General features: G+C 71.0%; 18 protein-coding genes. 5 read left to right on the top strand and 13 right to left on the bottom strand.

The features are described from left to right. The 9 genes from FFI87_RS14565 to FFI87_RS14525 all read right to left on the bottom strand — a co-directional run bounded on the left by FFI87_RS14565 (position 1) and on the right by FFI87_RS14525 (position 10,083). The gene (locus FFI87_RS14565; RefSeq protein WP_138847145.1) at positions 1-531 is read right to left on the bottom strand and encodes a hotdog family protein; all 531 of its coding nucleotides are present in this window, start codon (positions 529-531) and stop codon (positions 1-3) included. Further along, the gene (locus tag FFI87_RS14560; protein WP_138847146.1) at positions 528-1,346 is read right to left on the bottom strand and encodes a beta-ketoacyl synthase chain length factor; all 819 of its coding nucleotides are present in this window, start codon (positions 1,344-1,346) and stop codon (positions 528-530) included. Before FFI87_RS14560 ends, FFI87_RS14565 begins: the two co-directional genes overlap by 4 nt. Beyond that, positions 1,343-2,566, bottom strand: a complete 1,224-nt coding sequence (locus FFI87_RS14555; RefSeq protein ID WP_138847147.1) for a beta-ketoacyl-[acyl-carrier-protein] synthase family protein — start codon at positions 2,564-2,566, stop codon at positions 1,343-1,345. Before FFI87_RS14555 ends, FFI87_RS14560 begins: the two co-directional genes overlap by 4 nt. Before the next feature lie 64 nt (positions 2,567-2,630). After that, positions 2,631-3,524, bottom strand: a complete 894-nt coding sequence (locus FFI87_RS14550) for a polysaccharide deacetylase family protein (protein ID WP_138847148.1) — start codon at positions 3,522-3,524, stop codon at positions 2,631-2,633. Continuing rightward, a complete protein-coding gene (locus FFI87_RS14545) occupies positions 3,521-6,001 on the bottom strand; it encodes an MMPL family transporter (RefSeq protein ID WP_138847149.1) in 2,481 nt (826 codons plus the stop codon). Before FFI87_RS14545 ends, FFI87_RS14550 begins: the two co-directional genes overlap by 4 nt. After that, positions 6,001-6,645: an outer membrane lipoprotein carrier protein LolA gene (locus FFI87_RS14540; protein WP_138847150.1), complete on the bottom strand. Its 645-nt coding sequence runs from the start codon at positions 6,643-6,645 to the stop codon at positions 6,001-6,003. Before FFI87_RS14540 ends, FFI87_RS14545 begins: the two co-directional genes overlap by 1 nt. After that, entirely contained in the window at positions 6,642-7,616 is a 975-nt protein-coding gene (locus tag FFI87_RS14535; protein ID WP_138847151.1) for an acyl-CoA synthetase, read from the bottom strand. The genes FFI87_RS14540 and FFI87_RS14535 overlap by 4 nt, the downstream gene beginning before the upstream one ends. Continuing rightward, on the bottom strand, positions 7,613-9,373 hold the full coding sequence (locus FFI87_RS14530) for an AMP-binding protein (protein WP_138847152.1): 1,761 nt from the start codon (positions 9,371-9,373) through the stop codon (positions 7,613-7,615). Before FFI87_RS14530 ends, FFI87_RS14535 begins: the two co-directional genes overlap by 4 nt. A 65-nt stretch (positions 9,374-9,438) precedes the next feature. Then, positions 9,439-10,083 carry a hypothetical protein gene (locus FFI87_RS14525; protein ID WP_138847153.1) on the bottom strand — a complete coding sequence of 215 codons (645 nt, stop codon included), beginning with the start codon at positions 10,081-10,083 and terminating at the stop codon, positions 9,439-9,441. 563 nt (positions 10,084-10,646) lie between these two features. Here FFI87_RS14525 and FFI87_RS14515 point away from each other — a divergent pair. The 5 genes from FFI87_RS14515 to FFI87_RS14495 all read left to right on the top strand — a co-directional run bounded on the left by FFI87_RS14515 (position 10,647) and on the right by FFI87_RS14495 (position 14,987). Next, a complete protein-coding gene (locus FFI87_RS14515; protein WP_138848453.1) occupies positions 10,647-10,931 on the top strand; it encodes a phosphopantetheine-binding protein in 285 nt (94 codons plus the stop codon). 108 nt (positions 10,932-11,039) lie between these two features. After that, positions 11,040-11,756 carry a 3-oxoacyl-ACP reductase FabG gene (fabG, locus tag FFI87_RS14510; protein ID WP_138847154.1) on the top strand — a complete coding sequence of 239 codons (717 nt, stop codon included), beginning with the start codon at positions 11,040-11,042 and terminating at the stop codon, positions 11,754-11,756. Positions 11,757-11,853: 97 nt separating this feature from the next. Then, on the top strand, positions 11,854-13,143 hold the full coding sequence (locus FFI87_RS14505) for an endoribonuclease L-PSP (RefSeq protein WP_138847155.1): 1,290 nt from the start codon (positions 11,854-11,856) through the stop codon (positions 13,141-13,143). Between the two features lie 125 nt (positions 13,144-13,268). Further along, positions 13,269-14,075 carry a glycosyltransferase family 2 protein gene (locus FFI87_RS14500; RefSeq protein WP_012364710.1) on the top strand — a complete coding sequence of 269 codons (807 nt, stop codon included), beginning with the start codon at positions 13,269-13,271 and terminating at the stop codon, positions 14,073-14,075. A gap of 150 nt (positions 14,076-14,225) precedes the next feature. Next, a complete protein-coding gene (locus tag FFI87_RS14495; protein ID WP_012364709.1) occupies positions 14,226-14,987 on the top strand; it encodes a M48 family metalloprotease in 762 nt (253 codons plus the stop codon). 111 nt (positions 14,988-15,098) lie between these two features. Here the strand turns inward: FFI87_RS14495 and FFI87_RS14490 are convergent, their stop codons facing one another. From FFI87_RS14490 to FFI87_RS14475, 4 genes are read right to left on the bottom strand one after another with little or no spacing between them, the layout of a single operon-like run. After that, a complete protein-coding gene (locus FFI87_RS14490) occupies positions 15,099-16,799 on the bottom strand; it encodes a lactate permease LctP family transporter (RefSeq protein ID WP_012364708.1) in 1,701 nt (566 codons plus the stop codon). A 49-nt stretch (positions 16,800-16,848) separates the two neighbouring features. Continuing rightward, positions 16,849-18,294, bottom strand: a complete 1,446-nt coding sequence (locus tag FFI87_RS14485; RefSeq protein WP_138847156.1) for a LutB/LldF family L-lactate oxidation iron-sulfur protein — start codon at positions 18,292-18,294, stop codon at positions 16,849-16,851. Continuing rightward, the gene (locus FFI87_RS14480) at positions 18,291-19,016 is read right to left on the bottom strand and encodes a lactate utilization protein C (protein WP_138847157.1); all 726 of its coding nucleotides are present in this window, start codon (positions 19,014-19,016) and stop codon (positions 18,291-18,293) included. The genes FFI87_RS14485 and FFI87_RS14480 overlap by 4 nt, the downstream gene beginning before the upstream one ends. Beyond that, positions 19,013-19,813, bottom strand: a complete 801-nt coding sequence (locus tag FFI87_RS14475; RefSeq protein ID WP_138847158.1) for a (Fe-S)-binding protein — start codon at positions 19,811-19,813, stop codon at positions 19,013-19,015. Before FFI87_RS14475 ends, FFI87_RS14480 begins: the two co-directional genes overlap by 4 nt. Between the last annotated feature and the right edge of the window lie 58 nt (positions 19,814-19,871).

The following is a 19,871-nucleotide window of genomic DNA, read 5'->3' as shown; positions in this document are numbered from 1 at the left end:
TCATCGGGGGCCTGCGTGGCCGAACTGTGGCGGAACGCGTGCGCCGACCGCCGATGCATCGAGCATCACCACCGCGCGGCCGCTGAGCAGCACGCGATCGCCGCAGCGCAGCGCGAAGCCGTACAGCACGGAATGGTCGTCGCCGCCGATGCGTTCGGCGTCGACGACGAGAGGCAGCGCGAACGTGTCGAGCCGATCGACGAACGCGTCGACGTTGCGCACGCTCGCGAGATAACCTGCGCGCGGCCGCGCATGTTCCGTGTGCTTCTGTTGCGCACCGAGCAGCGCACCGTGCACGGCCATCGCCTGCGCCGCATATTCGATTCCGCAGACCGACGCGAGCCGGCCGCGCGAGCGCAGCGGATTGTGCGGATCGCGGTGGCTCGTCGCGCTGCAGCGAATGCGCTCGGCATCCCATGCTTCGACGCGATCGAGCACGCACATCGCGCCGTCGTGCGGGATGTGCGCGGCGATCCAGGCGCGATCGAGCGTCGGCGTCGGCGGCGTTGGCGTCGAGACGGGCGCCGTCATCGCGCGTGCTCCGCGGCCACATCGGGCAGCGCGATATCGACCTGCACGTGCGTGTCTTCCAGATAGTCGAGCACGACGCGCGTCGCACGCCGCGCGGCGAGCGCGTCGAGCAGCGGCAGCGCACGCGCGGCCGGATTGCCGGTGCGCAGCGCGTCGAGTTCGCGGTTCGCGAGCGTCGTCGCCGGCGCGTCGGTCAGCTGCACGTCGATGCGCGCGAGCGTGCGTTCGCTTGCGTCGGGCGCGAACACGAACGCGACGCCGAATGCGTCGACGATCGGCCGCACCGCGCGCAGCGGCTCCGGATAGTCGGTGTCGTAGGCGATCAGCAGGCTCGGCACGCGATCGACCGCGACCTGGCACAGGCTCTCGAGCAGGCCCGCGGCAAAGCTGCCGTCGTGCGCGCACAGCACGTTCGACGTGGCCATCGCCCGGGTGGCGATGCTCCAGTAGCCGGCCGGCGCGTTGTGCACGGAGTTGTGAAAGCGCGTGGGCGACAGGTGGCGGTCGTCGCCGGCGAGGGTCTCGCAGATCGCGTGGCAATTCTGGCCGTCGCCGCCGGACGCGCTGAACACGGTCGCGAGCGTGGCGGGATCGCGCCCGCTCGCGGCTGCCGCCTCGAGGCCGACCGCGAGCGCGACGCGCACCACGGGGCCGGTGCGGCGGCGTTCCGCCGGGGGCAGGCCGGCCGGTGGCGGCAGCACGGTGCGCGCGCTCGCATAGGCGGTGCGGCCCGCGAGCACGTCGGCCGCGTGCGGCCAGTCGTTCAGTCCCGGCCCGACGAGGCCGACGCTTTCGATGAAGGCGGTGACGGTCATGTCGGCTCCCGGCGGCGGGCGTGCTCGGCGCGGCCGAGGATCAGGCTGCAATTCGTGCCGCCGAAGCCGAACGAATTGGACAGCACCGCACGCAGGTGTGCGTCGCGGCTCGCGAGCACGTAGTCGGCGGCCAGCGCCGGGTCGGGTTGCGTCGTGTTGACGCCGGCCGGCACGAACTGCTCGCGCAGCGCGAGCGCGCCGACGACGGCTTCGAGCGCGCCGGCGGCGCCGAGCGTGTGACCGGTCGCCCCCTTCGTCGAGCTGCACGGCGTGCGCGCGAACAGCGCGCCCACCGCGCGGCTTTCGGCGGCGTCGTTGCTGGGCGTCGCGGTGCCGTGCAGGTTCACGTAGTCGATGTCGCTCGCATCGAGGCCGGCCGATGCGAGCGCCTGTTCGATCGCGACGCGCGCGCCGAGGCCGTCCGGATGCGGCGACGACATGTGATGCGCATCGCTCGATTCGCCGACGCCGAGCAGCAGGATCGCGTCGTCATCGAGCGCGGTGCGTGCGTCCGGCACGCGTTCGAGCAGCGCGAACGCGGCGGCCTCGCCGATCGAGATGCCGTCGCGCGCGACGTCGAACGGCCGGCACGGCCGGCGCGACAGCAGTTCGAGCGAATTGAAGCCGTACAGCGTCGTCAGGCACAGCGAATCGACGCCGCCCACGACGGCCGCATCGATCAGCCCCGCTTCGATCATCCGGCGCGCGGAGCCGAATACCTTCGCGCCGGACGAACACGCGGACGAGATCGCCATCGCCGGCCCGCGCAGCCCGAAATACGCGCGTACGAATGCGGCCGGCGAATACGGGTTGTGGGTGTGCGCATAGCGGAACCCGGCGGGCAGTGCGCCGCTCGCCGGATCGCGTTGCTCGTACGCGCGTTCGGTCTCGAGGATGCCGGACGTGCTCGTGCCGATGAACACGCCGACGCGTGCGGCGCCATGGCGCGATGCGGCCGCGGCGACGCGCGCGTCGAAGCCATCCTGAACGAGGCCGAGCTGCGCGAGGCGGTTGTTGCGGCAGTCGAAGTCGGCGAGATCCGCGCGCACGGGCTGCGCATCGACGCCGTCCACCGAGCCGATCCACGTGTCGAGTTCGGCGCGTTCGAAGTCGCACGGCGTGAGCGCGCCGCGCGCGTGGCGCAGCGCGTCGAGGGTCGCGCCGAGGCCGCGGCCGATGCAGCTGGTGGCGGTGAAGTGCGAGAGCAGCAGAGGTTTCACGAGGGTCGCATCCGGTGGCCGGAACGGGCGCCGCAGCAGGGCTGGCGAATCCCGCCGGGCATGGTCAGATTTTATCAAACGGGGGTGCCGGCATCCCCGGCTGGCCGGGCGATTCGGGCGGCTCGGGCATGAGCGCGGCGCGCAGCGTGGTCCATTGCAACCGTGCGTCGGCGGCCGCGCGCAGCAGCGCCGGCAGCACGTCGAGCACGACCGGTTCGCCGCGCGCATCGCGCGCCGCGTGGCCGTCATGCACGAGCAGGATGTCGTGTGGCGCCAGGCCGTTCAGCAGGCGGCGCGTGACGGTGTCCGCATCGTGCTCGCGCGTGTCGAAGCCGCGTCGCGTCCAGCTGGCGAGCTGCAGGCCGAGCTCGCAGAGCACCGGCTCGAGAAACGGATTGCGCAGGCCGGCCGGCGCGCGGAAGAAGCGCGGTCGCGTGCCGGCGATCTCGGTCAGCGTGTGCTGTGCGGCGGCGATTTCGCGCCGCAGCGCGGCGGGGCCCGACAGCGAGAACGTATGCCGGTGCCGCTGGCTGTGGTTCTCGACCGCGTGGCCGCGCGCGACGATCGCTTCGATCCACTGCGGATGGCGTCGCGCGAGGTCGCCGATGCAGAAGAACGTCGCGCGTGCATCGTAACGATCGAGCAGGTCGAGCACGCGCGGCGTGACGTCGGGGTCCGGGCCGTCGTCGATCGTCAGCGCGATCCGGCGGCCGGCGCCGGCCGGCAGCCGCGTCCAGTTCGGCCCGAGCAATGCGCTGCGCGGCCACAGGCCGGCGGCTGTCAGCGCGAGATGCGAGGCGACCACGCCGCCGGCGGCCCACGGCCACGCGGCCGGCTGCGCGACGACGGCCGCGAGCGCGCCCGCATGCAGCGCGGCGGTGCCCGCGATCAGCGGCGTCGGCTTCCAGCGGCGCGCATCGCCGGGCTGCGGCGGTGAAACGGATGACGGCGCGTTCATGCGCGAGCTCCTGTCGGATCATGGGGACGGCCGTTCGTGGCCGCGGCGCGCGGCGCCAGAATCGCCGCGAACGCCAGCGCGAGCATCGCGCCGGGGCCGACGGTCAGCCCGAAGGTTTCGAGCAGCGGCACGCGCGACAGCGCGAGCAGGCCGAAGCCGGCGACCGTCGCGAGGTTCGCGATCAGCAGCGATACGAGCGTGTATGGCGTGACTGGCTGCGCGTCGTCGCGCTTGCAGAAGAACAGTGCATAGTTCGAGCCGACCGCGACGATCAGCAGCATCCCGACGAGGTGCAGGATCGTCAGCTGCACGCCGGCGAGCGCGAAGCCGGCCGTCACCACGAACACGGCCGCGACGAGCGGCGCGAGCGCGCGCACGACGCGGCGCGGCGAGCGCAGCGCGATCAGCAGCAGCACGGCGATCGCCGCGAAACCCGCGAGCGACAGCCGGATGTCCTCGTGCACGTAGTCCACGTACAGGCGGTCGGCCTCGGCCTTCATGTCGACGAACAGCGCGTCGGGTACGCCGGCGCGCGTGACGGCCGCGCGGATCGGCGCGGCATCGAGTGCCGGCGCGGCGGTTGGCGCGGTGCGAGCGGCGTCCGGCGCGCGCAGCGGCAGCATCGCGCTCCAGCGGTCCGCGCGCTCGGTCAGCAACGCGTCGACGGCGAGCGCCATCGACGTGCCGCGCAGGTCGGCGCGCGTGAGCAGCGGCGCGTGGCGCGCGGCTTCGACATCGGCGACGAACGGTGCGAACACCTCTGGCCTGACCGAGATCGGCTGGTTCGCGACGGCCGTGCGCATGCGCGCGGCGAGCGCGTCCGCGTCGGGCAGGCTGGCCCGGCGCGCGCGCTGCGCGGCGTCGCTCGGCAGGTAGCGCGCGGGACTTTCGAAACCCGCGAGCACGCCGCGATCGACGAGCGGCTGCAATTGCGCGGCGACCCGTTCCACGCGTTCGAGCGCGACCTGTTCGCTCGGCGCGGAAATCACGACGAGGTAGCGCACGTCCGGTGCACCGACATCGGCGCGCAGACGTGCGTCGAGTGCCTGCGCACGGGCGGGAACGGGGCTGAGCGCCGCGAGCTCGCGGCTCCACAGACCATCGCGATGCAGCACGAGCGTCGCGCACGCGGCGAGCACGAGCACGGCGAGCGGCCAGCGCAGCCGCGGCGCCGCGGCGGCCGCACGCGCGAGCACCGCGCCGATGCGCGACACGTCGCGAATCGCTACGTGCTCGCCGCGCAGGTGCGGCAGCACGTAGCGCGTGACGAGCGCGGCGGCCGTCAGCCCGGCGATCGAATAGAGCCCGAGCTGTACGAGACCCGGAAAGCCGGAGAACAGCATCGACGCGAAGCCGCACACGGACGTGAGCACGCCGAGCCGGATCGTCGGCCAGTATGCGGCGAGCCACGCGCGCATCGCGTCGGCGGGCCGTGCGGCGCCGCGCGAGCCGGCCTGCGACGATTGCACGAACAGGTAGATCGAATAGTCGACGGCCTCGCCGATCAGCGTCGTGCCGAAGCCGAGCGTCAGCCCGTGGACGGTGCCGAACGCGACGCTGACCGCCGCGATGCCGGCCGCGATGCCGGTCAGCACCGGCAACAGCCCCAGCACGAGCGTGCGCGGCGAGCGGTACAGCGTCAGCAGCAGCGCGACGATCAGCACGAGGCTCGCGGTCGACAGCCGCTCGACGTCGTGCCGGATCGTGTCGCGCGTGTCGACCGAGAACACGCCGGGGCCGGTCATCGCGAGCGTGTACGCGGCCGGGTTCGGCAGAGCTTGCGTCGCGGCGGAGAACGCGCGGCGCACCGCGTCGATCGCGCGTGCCTGCGCGTCGGTGTCGGAGCCGGCCGCGGCCGTCTGCACGACGAGCACGGCGCGCGCGCCGTCGCGCGACGCCCACACGCCGTCGCGCACGGCGGGCTGCGCGCCGCTGTCGAGCTGGTCGACGAGCGCGGTCACTTCGCCCGTCGGGTCGCGCGGCAGCATCGCCTTCGCGACGAGGCCCGCCGATGAGCCCAGCAGGTCGAGGCTGTCGCCGAGCGCCTGGTGCAGGCCGTCCGCGCTGAAGCGTCGCGGCGTGACGGCCGGGCTCAGCAGGTAGCGATGATCGAACACGAACTGCTGGTCGCGTGCGTCGTTCACGGCCTCGCCGTTGTTGATCGCCGAGAATTGCCGGTCGGCGCGCAGCGTGCCGGCGACGCGCCGCGACAGCGCGGCGCGCGTGGCCGCATCGCCGCCGTCGATCGCGACGAGGATCAGCCGCGACACGATGCCGTCGCGCAGTTGCTCGACGAGCACGCGCTGCCCGGCGCTCGGCGCGCGCGGCAGGAACGCGGACAGGTCGGCCGTGAAATTCGCGCGGGCGATCGCGATCCCGCATGCGACGAGCGCGAGCAGCCACACGAGCACCGCGCGTTGCCGCCACGCGGGCAGGCGTCGGGTGACGGGGGCGGGCGGCTGGGTGCGTTCGTCCATCAGTTCGCCGGGACGGGTTGCAGGTGCATCGTCGAATGGTCGCCGTCGGCCTGCCGGATCGCGACGCTGCGCAACACGTCGCGCGTGCCGTCGAGCGTGATCGTGCTGATGACCTTCAGCATCCGCGAATCGAGCGGCGTGAGCGTCAGCGTCCAGTCGTCGCCACGGCCGGCGAGCGCGACCTTGTAGACCTGCTCGAGCGCGTAGCGGTTGCCGGCAAGCGTCGCGCGGATGCTGTCGATGAAGGCGCCGAGCTCGGGGTAGCGCGCGAGCGCGAGCGTGAATTTGCGGTTGTTGCGCTCGACGGTGAGCATGTCGCCGTCGACGACGAGATGTTCGGGCTTCGGGCTCAGCGTGTGTTTCTCGAGATGGTCGGGCGCGACGAACACGAGTTCGCCCGACGATTCGAGCGGCTGCGCGGCGATCGACAGCGTCTTCGTCTCGGTGAACGTCGCACGGCCGGACTTGTGCTGCGCGAGCGTCGACATCAGCCGGTCGAGGGTCCATGCCGAACCGGTGTCGGCCGCGTGCGCGGGCAGCGCGAGCGCGACGGCCGACGCGACGGCGAACACGCGCGCGGCGTGGCGCGGCGCGAGCAGGAACGGCAGCGGCAACAGTGACAGGAAGCGGCGAACGGCGGTCATGCGTCGGAATCCCTCGGGGTGGACAGCCCGGTGCACGCGCACGCATCGTCGCGGCGCGCGGCGGCGTCGCCGGTCTGCCAGAAATCGAAATAGTTGAACCAGTTGTACGGGGCCGCGCGGCAATACCGGTCGAGCAGCGCGACGTAGCGCGCGAGCGCCGCATCGACCGCCGCCGCGCGTGTGTCGCGACGCACGTCGGAGAAGTCGGCGAGCGTCTCGAAGTGCACGTCGTAGCGATTGCCGTCGCGATAGAGGCCGGTCATGAACAGTACCGGGCGCCGCAGCATCGCGGCCATGTAGAGCGGCCCGAGCGGGAACGCGGCCGGCGCGCCGAGCAGCGGCAGCCGCCGCATCGACGCGGCCGCGTCGTCGAGCAGCGTGCGGTCGGCGAGCATCCCGACCATGCAGTTCGCGTCGAGGCGCTCGCGCACCTTCAGCATCGAGTCGACCTGCCCGAGCGGAATCACTTCCGGCTTCGCGGCCGGATTCACGGCGGCGAGCGTCGCGTTGATCTTGCGCGCGTTCTCTTCGAACATCGTGACGACGACCCGCAGGTCCGGCCGCGTGCGGCCGATCGCCCGCACGACTTCGAAGCTGCCGAGGTGCGCGCCCATCAGCACTGCGCCGCACCCGCCGGCGAGCGCGTCGTCCACCCGCGTTTCGCCGTGCAGTCGGATGTCGAACAGGTCGAAGCGGCCGTTCATCAGGTAGATGCGGTCGTGGATCGTCGCCGCGAACGTGAACACGTGCCGGTACACGTCGCGCCAGCGCGCCGGACGGCCGAGCACGCGGCGCAGGTAGTCGCGCGACGCCGCGCGGGCGACCGGCGAGAACAGCACGAAATAGGCCGCGATGCCGTGCAGCACGACGCGCGACGGCTGCCGGCCGAACCGCAGCGAGATCCAGCTCATCGCGCGCAGCAGCGCCGCGTTGCTGCGTTCCTGGCGCTCGGCCCATGCGGTGCGCTTCATGGCTGCGCGCCGTCCCGTGCGGCCGGCGGCGCGGACAGTACGCCGGTCGCGACGTCGCGCGCGCCGGCGCGCAGCGTGAAACGGATCGCGCCGCCGGCCGCCGCATCGAACGCGAGATCGAGCGGTTCGCCGGGCGCGACCGGGCTCAGGAATTTCGCGGAAGCCAGCCGCCACGTGTCCAGCGGGCGGTTCAGCGATGCGCCGAGCGCGGCGATCGCGTGATCGAGCAGCACGACGCCCGGCACGATCGGATGACCGGGGAAATGACCGGGCAGCGCCGGGTGATCGGCGGGAATCGTGAACGCGAGCGGCGCATCCGTCTCGCTGCGCTCGCCCCCGTCGGTCGCGGCGGCGCGCGTGTGCCGTGCGACGAGCGCGGCGAGCACGTCGCGCGGCAGCTTGCCCGTTTCGTTGCGCGGCAATGCATCGACGAACACGAGCGGACGCGGCATGAACGCGGGATCGATCCGTTCGCGCAGCGCGCGCTGCAGATCGGCCGCGGCAAGCGTCGGTGCGACCACGAGCGCGACGAGGCGCGTGACCGGTTCGCGGGCCGCATCGGCATCGGCCGGCGCGGCTTCGTCCGGCATGAAGAACACGCCGTCGACGACGCCGGCAATCGCATTCAGTTGATGATTCAGATAGGCGAGCGACGTGCGCTTGCCGGCGATGTTGACGAGGTCCGCCTTGCGGCCGTGCAGCAGGAATCGGCCGTCGCCGAGCAGCTCGAGCGCGTCGCCCATCGGCACGGGGGCCTCGACGTGTCCGCCCGATACCCACACGGTCGGGCCGCTGTCGTCGGCCGCGGCGTCGCCGTGCGACGCGTCGTGCGCATCACGCGTGTCGAGCCGGATGTCCGGGAACAGTTGCCAGGTCGCGCCCTGCGACGTGCGGCGCGTCGCGATCTGGCCGGTCTCGGTGCTGCCGTAGATCTCGACGAGCGGCGCGCCTAGCGCGGCCTCGGCTTCGCACGCGAGCTTTTCCGACAGCGGCGCGGTGGCCGAGAGCACGAGCGCGGCCGGCGGCAGCGCATGGCGGGCCGACAGCAGTGCGCGCAGGTGGATCGGCGACGTGACGAGCACGCGCGGCTGCGGGATCGCGTCGAGTTCGTCGCGAATGTCGCCCGGATAGAACGGCTGGCGGTTGCTGAACGCGAGGCCGCCGATCAGCGCGAGCAGCACCGTCGACTCGAATCCGTACATGTGCTGCGCGGGCACGGTGCCGATCAGCGTGGCCGCGCGGCCGTCGAGCAGGCCGAGGCGGTCGGCCGCCGCACGCACGCAGCCGACCAGGAAGCCCCAGGTCTTGCGGTGCGGCACCGGCGCGCCGGTCGAGCCGGAGGTGAACACGTACGCCATGATCCGCGCCGCGTCGATCCGCGGCACCACGCAGGGGGCGTCGTCGGGGAGGTCGCCGGCCGCGGCGTCCGGATACGCGAAGCGCGGCAGGTCGATCGTGCAGTCGGGCGCGTCGTGCAGGCAGAACGCGTCCGGTGCGAACGACGCGAGCTGGCGCACCATCTCCGGCGTGTGCGTCGACGGCAGCAGGCTGATCCTGCCGGAGACGAGCGCCGCGCACAGGCTGACCGCGAAGCGGTAGCGGTCGCGGCACACGTTGAACACGTGGCCGCCAGCGGGCAGCGCGGCGGCCACGCGCGCGACGTCGGCGACGAACGCGCGCACGGTGACGGGCGTGCCGTCGCGCCAGGCGATCGTCTGGTCAGGCGAGGAATGGAATACCAGCGGGTGAGTCGGCATAAATCGGCTAGAGCGGGAAGCGGTGACCGGCGCGGCCGCGATGCGGCGCCACGCCGGCCATGAATTCATCGTGACGGTTGGGCCGACGCGCGGTACGCGCGCACCGCGTCGATCATCCGCGGCCGCGCTTCGTGCGGCAATGCGAAGCGCCGGCACGCGTGCTCGGCGGCGAACATCACGGCGACGAGCGGCAGCGACAGGTAGTTCGCGAACGTCGACCACGCGACGATCGGCGCGATCGCGAACATCAGCGTCGACACGGCGGCGATCGCGACGAAGAACAGCGTCCACGCGAGCGTGATGCGCCGCGTGTAGCGCGCGACGGCCGGCGTGATCGTGCCGTGGATCATCGTCGCGAAACGCGTGCACAGCGGCACTTGGCCCGCCGCGAGCGTGCGGCCGAACAGCAGCGCCATCGCGAGGTTGAAGCTCGCGTGTTCCAGATACAGCCCCCATTCGAAATGGCGCGCGAGCGGGATGCGCGCGGCCCACAGCGCGACGGCGGCCAGTAGCCACGCCGGCACGAGCCACGCGCGCCTCGGCGAGCGCCATGCCGCACCGAGCGCAAGCAGCAGCGGCGGCACGAGCGCCATCGCGAGACCGACGCCATGCGCGCCGGGCGTCGCGGCCGCGTAATGCGCGCCGACCTGGTACGCGGCCACCGCGGCGAGCGCACCGACACCGCGCACGATCGCGAGCGGCGTGCTCATCGCGGCGCTCCCGGCGCGCGACGTGGGCGCGCATCGCCGCCGGCGGCCGTGGCATGGTGGAGCACCGGCGGGCAAACGGGGGCGAGGCAAACGGACGGGCGCGGCATGGCTGCTGGAAACATCGGGCGTATCGGGGGGCCGGACGCGTTCGTCGGGCCGTCAAACATCATATGAATGGCGGCCCGGACGCTTGTCCGGGCCGGCTGTCGTGCTCGCCATTTTAGGGCCGCTGCGTGGCCGTTCGAGACCGGTGCGGCCGGGTTTTGTAACCGAATGTATGGCAGCGCACCGACGCTTTCGCGGCGGCGATCCATTTCGATCCGAAGCGGCTCAAGCGTCTGCTGCGATCGGGGCCCGAAACCGGCCGCGGCGCGGCCCTTCAGTCTGTAACCATTCGCGGTATACGCACCGATACCCATCAACTAGAATCCGCGTAACTTTTACAAACGACCCCCAATAACGCAGGCGGGGAAGCCGGCAGACGCCGGAGGGACGGAGATTCGCGCGCTTCGCACGCGCCGGGCATGCATGACGGTTGCCGTTTCCGGATGCCTCCCGCTGCCATGGGCCGCCTGCCCGCAAGCATGATGAACGCACTGGAACAAGAGCTCGCCACGCTGATCATCGGCGAACTGAATCTCGAAGACGTCCCGCTCGAAACGGTGACGGCCGGGACCCCGCTGTACGGCGAGGGCTTCGGGCTCGACTCCGTCGACATCCTCGAAATCGCGCTGCTGATCTCGAAGAAATACGGCTTCGAGCTGCGCTCGGACAATCCGGACAACAAACAGATCTTCGCGACGCTCGGCGCGCTCGCCGCATACGTCGCCGCGCATCGCACGAAGTGACGGGCGCGCACGGCGCGGCACACGGATGATTTACCGCACGCGGCGGCCGTCGCTGGACGACATGCCGCCGCGTCGATCGAGGTGAAACGCGATGAACGGAGCAAGTCGATGCGGGCGCTCGTAACGGGCGGCAGCGGCGCACTCGGGCAGGCGATCTGCATGGCGCTCGCGCAGGCCGGTCACGAAGTCTGGGTGCACGCGAACCGGAATCTCGCGCAGGCGCAGACGGTCGCGCAGCAGATCGCAGCGGCCGGCGGTACCGCGCACGCGATTGCATTCGACGTGACCGATGGCGACGCGACGCTCGCCGCGCTCGCGCCGTTCGTCGACGACGCGCCGGTGCAGATCCTCGTCAACAACGCGGGCATTCATGACGACGCGCCGATGGCCGGCATGTCGCGCCGGCAATGGCACAGCGTGATCGACGTGACGCTCAACGGTTTTTTCAACGTCACGCAGCCGCTGTTGCTGCCGATGATCCGCACGCGGCGCGGACGGATCGTCAACATCGCGTCGGTCGCGGGCGTGACCGGCAATCGCGGGCAGGTCAACTACGCGGCCGCGAAGGCGGGGCTGATCGGCGCGACGAAATCGCTGTCGCTGGAGCTTGCGTCGCGCGGCATCACGGTGAACGCGGTCGCGCCCGGCATCATCGAATCGCCGATGACCGACCATGCGTTTCCCGCCGAACGGATCAGGCAGCTCGTGCCGGCGCAACGCGCGGGCCGGCCCGACGAAGTCGCTGCGATGGTCGCGTATCTGGTATCCGATGCGGCCGCCTATGTGACGGGTCAGGTGCTGTCCGTCAACGGCGGGCTCGCATGACGACGCGCGCGGCGTCGGCTTGACGCGAAGCAACGGCGCGCAACGCGGCGCGTGGCCCCCATGCCGCGAGCCTGCGCCGCATAGTGAGGAAATCGAAGTGTCAGTGCATCCAGTCGACGCCGAACGGCGAGCGTGTTCCCTGTCGTCCGCCCCGAATGCGGTCGCGCCCGGACACACGGCAGCCGCGCCTGCCGCATCGCGAGCGGGCATCCCGCCCGCGGCGAATGGCGTCAGCCATGCGCTGCGACTCGCCCGGATCGATCACGCACGGCTGGCCGCGCTGCTGCACGCTGCGCGGCAGCGCGGCGACGCATTCGAGCACCTGTTTCCCGGCGCGCTGGGCGCGGTGTGCATCGGCGCGGCCGGATCGCCGGCCGATGCGATGGCACGCATGCTCGCCGTCGCTGCGCCCGAGCTGCCGCTCGCACCGGTGCCGATGGCGCTGCTCGACGCCGGCGGCCACGCGCGCGGCGACGCGGTCTGCGAAATCTGGCAGTGCGACGCGTCCGACTTGCGCAGCGCGCGACGCGGCACGCTGCAGTACCGTTACAGCGAAACCGCGGGGCTCGTGTTCGGCAGCATCGTCGTGCAGGAAACGCAGGAACCGGCCGATATCGATCGCGACGGCGGCACGCCGCTCGAACGCGCGACATACGATGCGTACCGCGCGCTGTTCGACGTGCTCGATACGCTCGATCTGCCGCATCCGCTGCGCATCTGGAACACGGTGCCGGCGATCAATGCGCATCAGTTCGGGATCGAACGCTATCGTCAGTTCAATATCGGCAGGCAGCGCGCGTTCGACGCGTGCCGCCGCGCGCTGACGGGCGGCGTGCCGGCCGCCTGCGCGCTCGGTTCGGTCGTGCCGGCCGCGGGCGACACGCCGCCGGCCGCGCCGCTCGCGATCCATTTCATCGCGAGCCGCACGCCGGCCGATCCGGTCGAGAACCCGCGCCAGGTCAGCGCGTATCACTACCCGGCCGAGTACGGCCCGCGTGCGCCGACGTTCGCGCGCGCGGCTGCATGGACCGGCGGCGACGCGGCACCGCTGCTGTTCATATCGGGCACCGCCAGCATCGTCGGTCACCGCACCGTGCATCATGGCAACGTCGTCGCGCAAACGCGCGAGACGATCGCGAATCTCGCGGCCGTGCTCGAGCAGGCCGCACGGCAGGGGCACGGCCCGTTCACGCTCGCGGACCTGAGCTATCGCGTCTACGTGCGCGACGCCGGCGACACCGCGGCGCTCGCCGCGATCGAACGCGCGCTGCGCGATGCGGCCGGCGCCGACGTGCGCGCGCTGTTCGTCCACGCGCACGTGTGCCGCGACGATCTGCTGGTCGAAATCGACGCGAGCGCCGGCCATCCGCTGGAGCAACCGTCGTGAAGCGCGCGGGCCTGTCGCTGCGCGAACCGTCGCCGCATGCGGGCGACGTCGAGGAAGCCTGTCGGCGCGCGCCCGCAGGTCATACACTTTTGTCAGGATCATCGTCTTCGCAATCGGCCGTTCCCATGTCCAAGCTGCACGCGTCGTCCACCCATCTCGTGTTGATTCCGAGCTACAACCCGGGCCTCAAGGTCGACACGACCGTACGCAACGCCCGCGCGCAGTGGAATCCGGTGTGGGTCGTCGTCGACGGCAGTACCGACGGCAGTGCCGAGCGGCTGCAGGCGATGGCCGAGCGCGATCCGGGGCTGCGCGTGATCGTGCTGCCGGAGAACCGCGGCAAGGGCGCGGCGGTGCTGGCCGGCCTCGACGCGGCGGCCGCGAGCGGCTTCACGCACGTGCTGACGATGGATTCCGACGGCCAGCATCCGGCCGGGCTGATTCCCGAATTCATGGCCGCATCGCAGGCCAGCCCGGATGCGATGGTGCTCGGCCTGCCGAAGTTCGACGCGAGCGCGCCGCAGCTGCGCGTGCAGGGCCGGCGGCTGTCGAACGGCTGGGCCGACCTCGAGACGCTGTGGGCGGGGATCGGCGATTCGCTGTACGGCTTTCGCGTGTATCCGGTCGCGCCGCTCGCCGCGATCATGCATCGGCAGCCGTGGATGCGCGGCTTCGACTTCGATCCGGAAGCGGCCGTGCGGCTGTGCTGGGCCGGCGTGCGGCCGATCCGCATAGAGGCGCCGGTGCGCTACTTCGGCGCGCACGAGGGCGGCGTGTCGCATTTCCACTACGGTCGCGACAACGCGCTGCTCGCGTGGATGCACCTGCGGCTGTTCGCCGGTTTCGTGCTGCGGCTGCCGATGCTGGCCGCGCGGCGGCTGATGCGGCGGCCGCGTTCGGCGTTCAGCCGGTCGCCCGGCCGCGGCGATTGACTGCCGGTTCGTCATTAATCCGCCGAGAAAGCGCGCCGTTCATTCCGGATCGACTGGTCATCAATCTGTCATTCGATGTAAACATCTGGTAATTTTCTGCCGGATTATGCAAAATCGCCGCTCCCAACTACAACTACCGAGGGATCCGGGATGCATATCAAGAAAGCAGCGGCAGCGTGTGGCATGGCGTTCCTGTTGAGCGCATGCGGGGGCGTGCAGAATCTCGACGCGAACAACCTGACGTCGGCGGGGACCAGCCTGTTCAAGGCGGCGACGCTGTCGGACAGCGACATCGCGGCACTGTCGAACGACTCGTGCAAGGCGAGCGACGCCGAATCGAAGATCGCCGCGCCGAACAGCGCGTACGCGAAGCGTCTGACGAAGGTGATGAAGGGCTTCGGCGACATGACGCTGAACGGCCAGAAGATCAACTACAAGGTCTACATGACCAAGGACGTCAACGCTTGGGCGATGGGCAACGGCTGCGTGCGCGTGTACAGCGGCCTGATGGACATGATGAACGACGACGAACTGCGCGGCGTGATCGGTCATGAAATGGGCCACGTCGCACTGGGTCACTCGAAGAAGGCGATGCAGACCGCCTACGCGGTCAGCGCGGCGCGCACCGCGGCCGGCGCGGCATCGCCGGGCGTCGCGGCCCTGACGAGCTCGCAGCTCGGCGACATCACCGAGAAGTTCATCAACGCGCAGTTCTCGCAGACGCAGGAAAGCGCGGCGGACGACTACTCGTTCGACCTGATGAAGCAAAAGAGCATGAACCAGAAGGGCCTCGTCACCGCGTTCCAGAAACTCGCGCAACTCGATGGCGGCAAGAGCTCGATGATGAGCTCGCACCCGTCGTCGTCGAGCCGTGCGCAGCACATCCAGGATCGCATCGCGAAGGGCAGCTGATCGCCGATCGCGGCGCCGGCTTCGTCCGGCGCCCGGGATGAATCAAACCCCACGCTCTCTCGGGCGTGGGGTTTTGTTTTTGAGGGCCCGGAAAGCGGCCGCGCCGCCTGCTTACGGCACCATTCCCGGCAGCACGTAGGCCTGCACGAGCGTGATCACACCGACGATCACCGCGAACAGCAGGCTGTGGCGCACCGTGAAGCGGAACAGATCGGATTCCTTGCCGACGAGGCCGGTCGCCGCGCATGCCACCGCGATCGACTGCGGCGAGATCATCTTCGCGGTCACGCCCCCCGTCGTGTTCGCGGCGACCGCGAGCGTCTCGGGCACGCCGAGCTGGTGCGCGGTTGCCTGCTGCAGCGAGCAGAACAGCGCGTTCGACGACGTGTCCGAGCCGGTCAGGAACACGCCGAGCCAGCCGAGGAACGGCGAGAAGAACGGGAACGCGGCGCCGGTGCCGGCCAGCATCAGCGCGAGCGTCGACGACATCCCCGAGTAATTCGCGACGAACGCGAACGCGAGCACGAGGCCGATCGACAGGATCGGGCGCGTGAGTTCCTTCAGCGTCTCGCCGAACGTGACGAGCGCGTCGCGCGGCTTCATCCGCAGCAGCGCCATCGAGATCAGCGCGGTCACGAGGATCGCGCTGCCCACCGCCGACACGAGGTCGAGCTTCAGCACCGCGTCGAGTGCCTTCGGCGTCGCGGCGATCGGCGCGGTCTTCACGACGAGCTGGTCGAGCCCGGCCACATGGAACTTCAGGACGGTCGACGCGAGCGCGCCGTGCGCGGCGAACAGCGCCTTGAACGGCGCGATGCTCCACACGGTGACGACGGCCGTCAGGATCAGGAACGGCGACCACGCGCGCACGGTCTGCGCGAGCGTGTACGGCGACGCCTGGCGGCTTGCGCCCGAACCGTTGCCGCCCGCGCCGAACCCCGCGAGCGCCGCGCCGCCGCCGGACGCGACGACGCCGCCTGCCGTCTGCTTCGCGCTGCTCGGCTGCCAGACCTTCAGGAACACGGCCAGCGACACGAGGCTGACGAGCGACGACGTGATGTCCGGCAGCTCGGGCCCGATGTGGTTCGACGTGAAGTACTGCGTGATCGCGAAGCTGCCGCCCGCGACGAGCGCGGCCGGCCACGTCTGGCGCACGCCGCGCAGCCCGTCCATCATGAACACGAGCCAGAACGGCACCGCGAGCGACAGCAGCGGCAACTGGCGGCCGGCCATTGCGCCGATGTGGAGCGGGTCGATGCCCGTCACCTGCCCGGCGACGATGATCGGAATGCCCATCGCGCCGAACGCGACCGGTGCAGTGTTTGCAATCAGACACAGTCCGGCCGCGTGCAGCGGCTTGAAACCGAGGCCGACGAGCAGCGCGGCCGTGATCGCGACGGGCGCGCCGAAGCCGGCGGCGCCTTCGAGAAACGCGCCGAACGAGAAACCGATCAGCAGCATCTGCAGCCGCTGGTCGTCGGTGATCGACAACACCGATGCGCGGATGATGTCGAACTGGCCGGTCTTCACGACGATCTTGTACAGGAACACGGCCGCGACGATGATCCACGCGATCGGCCACAGGCCGTACGCGAAGCCGAAGCCGGCCGCCGCGAGCGCCTGCGGCACGGGCATCCCGTACGCGACGATCGCGACGCCGAGCGACAGCAGCAGGGTGATCGCGGCGGCCACGTGCCCCTTCATCCGCAAGGCGGCGAGCGCGATGAAAAAGAAGATGATCGGAATTGCGGCGACGAACGCCGACAGCCCGAGGCTGCCGAGCGGCGTGTAGATCTGATGCCAAACCTGCATGGTTGTCTCCTCCATGGATTTATCGGGTACGGGTTTGAAAGCGGGGTGTCTATTCGGGCTGGCCGCGCGCGCGCAGCAGGTCGGACAGGCTGCGCGGCGCCGGCTCGAGCGGCGTGCGGTGCTGCGTCCAGCCCATCTGCTTCGTGGGCGTCAGCGCGCGCAGCCGCGTCGCGGTCCAGCGGAACGCGCGATACGCGCGCGGATGCGCGAACGCGCCCGACCAGAAGCGCCACACGAGGTCTTCCGCGCGGTTGTAGTTCGCGCCCTGGCCGCGCAGCGGATGCGCGACGGGCTCGTCGGGCTTGCGGTTCGCCTCGGTGCGCAGCCGCACCAGCAGCTGCGGGATCGGAATCCGGACCGGGCACACTTCGCCGCACGCGCCGCACAGCGTCGACGCGGTCGGCAGGTCGGCCGTCGCGTCGAGGCCGAGCAGGTGCGGCGAGATGATCTTGCCGATCGGGCCCGGATAGGTCGTCCCGTAGGCGTGGCCGCCGATGCGCGTATAGACGGGGCAATGGTTCATGCACGCGCCGCAGCGGATGCACTGCAGCGTCGCGCGCAGCTGTTCGTCCGCATACGCCTGCGTGCGGCCGTTGTCGAGCAGTACGAGATGCAGCTCGCGCGGGCCGTCGCGTTCGCCGTCGCGGCGCGGGCCCGAGATCAGGTTGAAGTAGGTTGTGATCGCCTGGCCGGTGGCGGAGCGCGTCAGCAGGCTCGACAGCGGCACGATGTGCTCGAGCTTCTCGACGACCTTCTCGATCCCCATGATCGCGACGTGCGTATCGGGCACGGTGGTCGACAGCCGGCCGTTGCCTTCGTTCTCGACGAGCCACAGCGTGCCCGTGTCGGCCGCCGCGAAGTTCACGCCGGACAGGCCGATGTCGGCCTCGGCGAACGCGCGGCGCAGCGCGCGCCGGCCGGTCTGGATCAGCTCGTCGACGTCCTCCGTGTAGCGCGTGCCGGGGATGTGCCGCTCGAACAGCTCGGCGATGTCGCCGCGCGTCTTGTGGATCGCCGGCATCACGATGTGCGACGGCTTCTCGCCCGCGAGCTGCACGATGAACTCGCCCATGTCGGACTCGATGCAGTCGACTCCGTGATCCGCGAGGTAATGGTTCAGCTCGATTTCCTCGCTCGCCATCGACTTGCCCTTGATCACGCGGCGCGCGTGATTCGCCTGCGCGATGCCGAGCACGATCGCGTTCGCGTCGGCGGCCGTCTCGGCCCAGTGCACCTGCACGCCGGCGGCGCTGAGCTTTGCCTCCAGCTGTTCGAGCAGCGCCGGCAGTTGCGCGAGCGCGTGCCGCCGCACGGCTTCGCCGAGATCGCGCAACTGCTGCAGCTCGGTGTCGTCGGGGAACTGGGACGTGCGCTTGCCCTGCAGGAAGTCCATCGCGCCGCGAAAGCTTTGGCGCAGCGCGGGATCGTCGAGCGCGGCGCGCGCACGGGCCTTGAAGTCGCCGGGGGTGACGAATTGCAGCGGTTGGTCGCTCATCGCGGCAGCTCCTGGCAGGCGGTGGCGGCCGGTTCGGCGGCCGGCCCGGTGACGATCACGACCCAGAGGTGGCGCGGGCCGTGTGCGCCGTACGCGAGGGTCTGCTGGATATCGGACGTCTTCGACGGGCCCGACACCAGCACGACGTTGGTCGGCATGCCGGCGTGCCAGCGCTCCGCGTGCACGGCCGCGTGGAGGTCGGCATGCAGCGTGTTCGCGTGGACGAGTGCGATGTGCAGCGGCGGCACCAGCGACACCGTGCGCGGCGTGCCGGCATCGGGCGCGAGCACGACGGTGCCGGTCGTCGCGATGCCCGAGCGCGCGATGGTGAAGCCCGCGTCGATCGTGTCGAACAGCTCGGCTTTCCACGCGTCGATCGGCCGGTCGAACGGCACCGGCGCGACCGCGTCGGGCAGCGCCCGTGCGAGCGCCGCGGATTCGGCGCGGGCCGGATCGAGCAGCAGGCGGCGCACGCCGGCGTCGGCCAGACGCGCGGCAAGCTGCGCGGGCCACGCGTCGGCGCTCGCGCACCAGACGTCGGCATGCGACGCGGCGAGCGCGGCCTGCATCGTCCGCGCGAGTGCGAGCGGGTCGGATGCGGCAGGCGCGCGCCGCGCGGCGTAATGCGTGTCGATGCGCGCGTCGAGCGCCGGTGCGGCGTTTGCGGCGACGCCGGGCGCGGCGGCGCGCAGGCGCGCGAGGATCGCGTCGCGCGCGCTCATTGCGAATCCCCGCGCAGCGAGCCGGCGCCTGCCGTGCGGCGCCACAGGAAGCTCGCGAGATGTTCGACGGGCAGGGGCGCGCCAGCCTTCTCGGCCGCGTGACCGATGTTCAGCAGGCAGCCGCAGTCCGCCGACACGAGGCGCTCGCAACCGGTCGCGCAGGCCGATGTGACCTTGTCGCTCACCATCGCGCCGGAGATGTCGGGATGTTTCAGCGAGAACGTGCCGCCGAAGCCGCAGCATTCCGATTCGCGTTCGTGTTCGATGCGCGTGACGCCCGGCAGCGCATCGACGAGCGCGACGCCGTGCACGCGGGTGCCCATCTCGCGGCGCGCCGCGCACGACGTGTGCAGCACCACGCGTTCGTCCGGGCCGGCGTTCGCGGTGACGGCATCGAGCCGCACGTGAAGCACATTGACGAGGAATTCGGCGAGTTCGTAGGTGCGCTCCGCGATCGCGCGGGCCTTCGGGCCGTGCACGGGATCGTCGGCGAACAGCGCCGGCCAATGGTGCCGGATCATGCCCGCGCACGAACCGGACGGCACGATCACCGGCCAGGGCTCGGCGAACAGGTCGAGCTGCGCGGCCGCGACGCGGCGCGCCTCGTCGGGATTGCCGCTGCTGTACGCAGGCTGCCCGCAGCAGCTCTGGCCGCGCGGATAGTGCACGGTCACGCCTTCGCGTTCCAGCAGGCGCACCGTGTCGAGCCCGGCTTCGGGGACGAACAGGTCGACCAGGCAGGTCGCGAACAGGTAGACGTGCGCGGGGGCGGCGGTGGGGTAGTGCCTTTCGTTCATGTCTCGCTCCAGGTGCGGCGGCCCGGCATGCGCATGCGGGACGACGATTTCGCTTTCG

The sequence above is a fragment of the Burkholderia sp. KBS0801 genome, assembly GCF_005937855.2.
Classification (GTDB): domain Bacteria; phylum Pseudomonadota; class Gammaproteobacteria; order Burkholderiales; family Burkholderiaceae; genus Burkholderia; species Burkholderia ambifaria.
Note: the sequence above shows the minus strand (reverse complement) of the source record. Positions and strands in the feature narration are given on the sequence as shown.

Bases quoted from the DNA above. Each gene is read 5' to 3' on its own strand.
- FFI87_RS14495 (WP_012364709.1), top strand. From the start codon at position 14,226: ATGCATATCAAGAAAGCAGCGGCAGCGTGTGGCATGGCGTTCCTGTTG.
- FFI87_RS14560 (WP_138847146.1), bottom strand. From the start codon at position 1,346: ATGACCGTCACCGCCTTCATCGAAAGCGTCGGCCTCGTCGGGCCGGGA.
- FFI87_RS14530 (WP_138847152.1), bottom strand. From the start codon at position 9,373: ATGCCGACTCACCCGCTGGTATTCCATTCCTCGCCTGACCAGACGATC.
- FFI87_RS14525 (WP_138847153.1), bottom strand. From the start codon at position 10,083: ATGAGCACGCCGCTCGCGATCGTGCGCGGTGTCGGTGCGCTCGCCGCG.
- FFI87_RS14550 (WP_138847148.1), bottom strand. From the start codon at position 3,524: ATGAACGCGCCGTCATCCGTTTCACCGCCGCAGCCCGGCGATGCGCGC.
- FFI87_RS14535 (WP_138847151.1), bottom strand. From the start codon at position 7,616: ATGAAGCGCACCGCATGGGCCGAGCGCCAGGAACGCAGCAACGCGGCG.
- FFI87_RS14485 (WP_138847156.1), bottom strand. From the start codon at position 18,294: ATGAGCGACCAACCGCTGCAATTCGTCACCCCCGGCGACTTCAAGGCC.
- FFI87_RS14565 (WP_138847145.1), bottom strand. From the start codon at position 531: ATGACGGCGCCCGTCTCGACGCCAACGCCGCCGACGCCGACGCTCGAT.
- fabG (WP_138847154.1), top strand. From the start codon at position 11,040: ATGCGGGCGCTCGTAACGGGCGGCAGCGGCGCACTCGGGCAGGCGATC.
- FFI87_RS14545 (WP_138847149.1), bottom strand. From the start codon at position 6,001: ATGGACGAACGCACCCAGCCGCCCGCCCCCGTCACCCGACGCCTGCCC.
- FFI87_RS14540 (WP_138847150.1), bottom strand. From the start codon at position 6,645: ATGACCGCCGTTCGCCGCTTCCTGTCACTGTTGCCGCTGCCGTTCCTG.
- FFI87_RS14515 (WP_138848453.1), top strand. From the start codon at position 10,647: ATGGGCCGCCTGCCCGCAAGCATGATGAACGCACTGGAACAAGAGCTC.
- FFI87_RS14490 (WP_012364708.1), bottom strand. From the start codon at position 16,799: ATGCAGGTTTGGCATCAGATCTACACGCCGCTCGGCAGCCTCGGGCTG.
- FFI87_RS14500 (WP_012364710.1), top strand. From the start codon at position 13,269: ATGTCCAAGCTGCACGCGTCGTCCACCCATCTCGTGTTGATTCCGAGC.
- FFI87_RS14475 (WP_138847158.1), bottom strand. From the start codon at position 19,813: ATGAACGAAAGGCACTACCCCACCGCCGCCCCCGCGCACGTCTACCTG.
- FFI87_RS14480 (WP_138847157.1), bottom strand. From the start codon at position 19,016: ATGAGCGCGCGCGACGCGATCCTCGCGCGCCTGCGCGCCGCCGCGCCC.